The sequence below is a fragment of the Duganella callida genome, assembly GCF_004614165.1.
Taxonomy (GTDB): Bacteria; Pseudomonadota; Gammaproteobacteria; order Burkholderiales; family Burkholderiaceae_D; genus Rugamonas; species Rugamonas callida.
The window spans coordinates 1-3,379 of sequence record NZ_SPVG01000058.1 but is presented as its reverse complement, the minus strand read 5'-3'; the positions used below and the strand labels follow the sequence as shown (position 1 = coordinate 3,379).

Here is a 3,379-nt window from a genome sequence, read left to right as displayed (position 1 = left end):
GCGGGATCGGCAGCGCGGGCGCCACCAGCACCAGCGCCTGCAAGCCCGGCGGCCGCCGCGACGCCGCCAGCTGCGCCGCCTTGCCGCCCATCGAGTGCCCAACCAGCACATAACGCTGGAGACCGAGGCTGGCCACCACTGCCAGCGCATCGTCCGCCAGGTCGGCGATGCTGTAACTGTCGGCCGGCGCCGAATCGCCCCAGCCGCGCTGGTCGTAGGCGACGCAGTGGAACGCGGGCGACAGCAGCTCCATCAACGGCTGCCAGGTGCGCGACGAACCGCCCCAGTAATGTATGAAGACCAGAGCGAGATCGCCCTGCCCGTGTTGTTCGACGTGGATGCTGCGCTGGTCGATGGTAATGTCCATGGTGTTCCTTTCAGGTTGAGGTTCAAACTGGGATACAGCATAAACTCGCCACCACCACATGATAATCACCAGAATAGTGGCATAATTATTTACTCTGAGTGAATGATGTAGGCAAACATGGACCAATTGACCAGCATGGCGGTATTCGTCAAGTGCGTGGAAGGGGGCAGCCTGGCCGCGGCCGCGCGGCATTTCGGATTGTCCAACGCCATGGTGGGCAAGCACATCCACGGCCTCGAACAGCGCCTGGGCGCGCGGTTGCTGAACCTGACCACCCGGCACCTGAGCCTGACCCAGGTCGGCCAGACCTATCACCTGCGCTGCCAGCAGATACTGGCGGACGTGGCCGAGGCGGATGCGGAAGCGGGCACGCTGCAGACGGCGCCGCGCGGCACCCTGCGCGTGAGCGCGCCGCTCAACCTTGGCGAACTGCACCTGGGGCCGATCATCGCCGACTTCATGCGGACCTATCCGGAGATCGAGGTCGATGCCGAGCTGAGCGACCGCTACGTGCATCTGCTGGATGAGGGCGTGGATGTGGCCATCCGCGTCGGCCGGCTCGGCGATTCCGGCCTGGTCGCGCGCCGCCTGGGCAGCAGCGCCATGATGGCGTGCGCCGCGCCGGCCTATCTGCGGCGCCGCGGCACGCCGGCGCATCCGGATGAGCTGGTCGGTCACGAATGCTTTACCTTCAGCCTGGCCGCGCAACCGGAAGTCTGGTGGTTCGACGGCCAGCACGGCAAGGAACTGGCGGTCAACGTGCGGGGGCGGCTGCGCGCCACCAGCATGAAGCTGCTGGCCAGCGTCGCCAGCGCGGGCCTGGGCATCGTGTTCGGTCCCGGCTTTGCGCTGGCGCCGTGGATAGACAACGGCGTGCTGGTGCCGGTGCTGCAGCAGTATCCATCGCGGCCGCTGGAAATCCATGCGCTGTATCCCGGCCGGCGTCACCTGTCCAGCAAGGTACGGCTGTTCATCGATTTTCTGGCGCCGCGTTTCGCCGCGGCCGCCTGGAACGAGCTGCGCGCCGGCGTGGCGTGACGCTGCTCTTGGCGAAATGGTCTATTGCGCCGCGCATAGTGGACCGCGACCATGACCGCTTCTAGAATCGATGCATCCCAACCTTGGCAAAGGAGCCACCATGAGCACTGAAAACCGCCCGCCGCTGCCGCCGTTCACGCGCGAGTCCGCGCTGGAAAAAGTCCGCCTGGCCGAAGATGGCTGGAATTCGCGCAACCCCGAGAAGGTCAGCCTGGCGTACACCCAGGACACGCGCTGGCGCAACCGCGCGGAATTCGCCAACGGCCGCGCCGAAGTCGTCCAGTTCCTGACGCGCAAATGGGCGCGCGAACTGGATTACCGCCTGATCAAGGAGCTGTGGGCGTTCGACGGCAACCGCATCGCCGTGCGCTACGCCTACGAATGGCACGACGACTCCGGCAACTGGTTCCGCTCCTACGGCAACGAAAACTGGGAATTCGATGAGCACGGCCTGATGCAGCGCCGCTTTGCCTGCATCAACGACCTGCCCATCACGGCGGACCAACGCCAGTTCCACTGGCCGCTGGGCCGCCGGCCCGACGACCATCCGGGCTTGAGCGAACTCGGTCTGTAGCCACCGGCCGCCTCAGGCGGCCTGGTTCATGTAAGGGTGGGCGCGCAGCGAGGCCGCCAGCAGATCGATGAAGTTACGCACCCGCGACGAGCCGAAGCGGCCTTCGTGGTGCAGGATGTGCACCGGCGCCGGCGCTTCCTCGTAATCGGCCAGGATCACCTGCAGCCGGCCGGCGGCCAGCTCGGCGGCGATCTGGCAGCATAGCAGGCGGCAGATGCCGAGGCCGGCCAGCACCGCGTCCAGCGCCGCATCATTGTTGCTGACGGTCAGGCATGGCTTGATGCGCACCGTGGTCGGCTGGCGGCCGCCGAATTTCCAGTCCAGACCGGGCGAAATGCCGGCCGCCGCCACGATCGTATGCCGCTGCAGGTCGCGCGGATGCAGCGGCACCCCGTGCCGCGCCAGGTACTCCGGCGCCGCGCACAGCACGCGCCGCACCTGGCCCACGCGCAGCGCCGTCAGGCTGGAGTCGGGCAGCTCGCCGATCTGCACCGCCACATCGATGCGCTCGTCAACCAGGTTGACGCTGCGGTCCAGGAAGTCGGCCGACACCTCGACCTCGGGATAGCGCTTGAGGAAATCGACCAGGCAGGGCAGGATCAGCGCGCGGCCATACGGCGCCGCCGCCGTCACCGCCAACCGTCCCCGCGGCGCCGCGTTCATGCCGGCCACGGCGGCGCGGGACTGGGCGATGCTGGCCAGGATGCCGCGGCTGTCGTCGAGATAACGGCAGCCGGCTTCCGTCAGCCGCACGTTGCGCGTGGTGCGCAGCAGCAGCCGCACGCCCAGCCGGGTTTCCAGCCCGCTGATGGCGCGCGTCACGGCGGCCGGCGACAAATCCAGCTGGCGCGCGGCGGCGGCAAAACTGCCCTGCTCGCCGACGGCGACAAACACCTGCATCAAATGGATCTGGTCCATATCAGCGGCCGCCCAGCCGCAGGTCCAGCATGCCGCGCCGCATCGCGATCAGCAGCGCGTGGGTGCGGTCGAACGCGTCGAGCTTGGACAGAATGCTGCGCATGTGGACGTTGACGGTGTCCTGCGAGATGCCGAGCGCCATGCCGATGCGCAGATTCGATTTGCCGGTCGCCAGCTGCGTCAGCACCTGCAGTTCGCGGCGGCTGATGTCCTGCGAAAAGCAGGTGTCGGCCAGCGCCTGCGCCACCTCCGGCGCCACGCTGCGGCGCCCCTGATGCACCTCGCGCACCGTCTCCAGCAGCTTTTTGCGGACCGCGCTCTTCAGCAGATAGCCGCTGGCGCCGGCCAGGATCGCGCGCCGCACGTGCATGTCGCCGCCAAAGGTGGTCAGCGCCACGACGCGCGCCTGCGGGTGGCGGCGGCGAATCTGGCGGATCGCCTCCACCCCGCACATGCCGGGCATCTGCAGGTCCATCAGCGTC

5 protein-coding genes are annotated in these 3,379 nt (G+C 67.7%); 2 read left to right on the top strand and 3 right to left on the bottom strand.

Annotation, left to right across the window (positions count from 1 at the left end; genetic code table 11):
- A partial coding sequence (locus E4L98_RS05945; RefSeq protein WP_135200649.1) for an alpha/beta fold hydrolase occupies nt 1-367 on the bottom strand: 367 nt, incomplete at its 3' end.
- Nucleotides 368-484: 117 nt separating this feature from the next.
- Between E4L98_RS05945 and E4L98_RS05940 the strand changes: the two genes are divergently transcribed.
- Both E4L98_RS05940 and E4L98_RS05935 read left to right on the top strand, forming a co-directional pair.
- Entirely contained in the window at nt 485-1,405 is a 921-nt protein-coding gene (locus E4L98_RS05940) for a LysR family transcriptional regulator (protein ID WP_135200648.1), read from the top strand.
- Between the two features lie 100 nt (nt 1,406-1,505).
- Entirely contained in the window at nt 1,506-1,979 is a 474-nt protein-coding gene (locus E4L98_RS05935; RefSeq protein ID WP_135200647.1) for a nuclear transport factor 2 family protein, read from the top strand.
- Nucleotides 1,980-1,991: 12 nt separating this feature from the next.
- Here the strand turns inward: E4L98_RS05935 and E4L98_RS05930 are convergent, their stop codons facing one another.
- Nucleotides 1,992-2,897 (bottom strand): LysR family transcriptional regulator, encoded by a 906-nt coding sequence (locus E4L98_RS05930; protein WP_135200646.1) that lies wholly within the window; start codon nt 2,895-2,897, stop codon nt 1,992-1,994.
- A gap of 1 nt (nt 2,898) precedes the next feature.
- Nucleotides 2,899-3,379, bottom strand: a 481-nt coding sequence (locus tag E4L98_RS05925) for a LuxR C-terminal-related transcriptional regulator (protein ID WP_135200645.1), incomplete at its 5' end; no start/stop codon positions are given.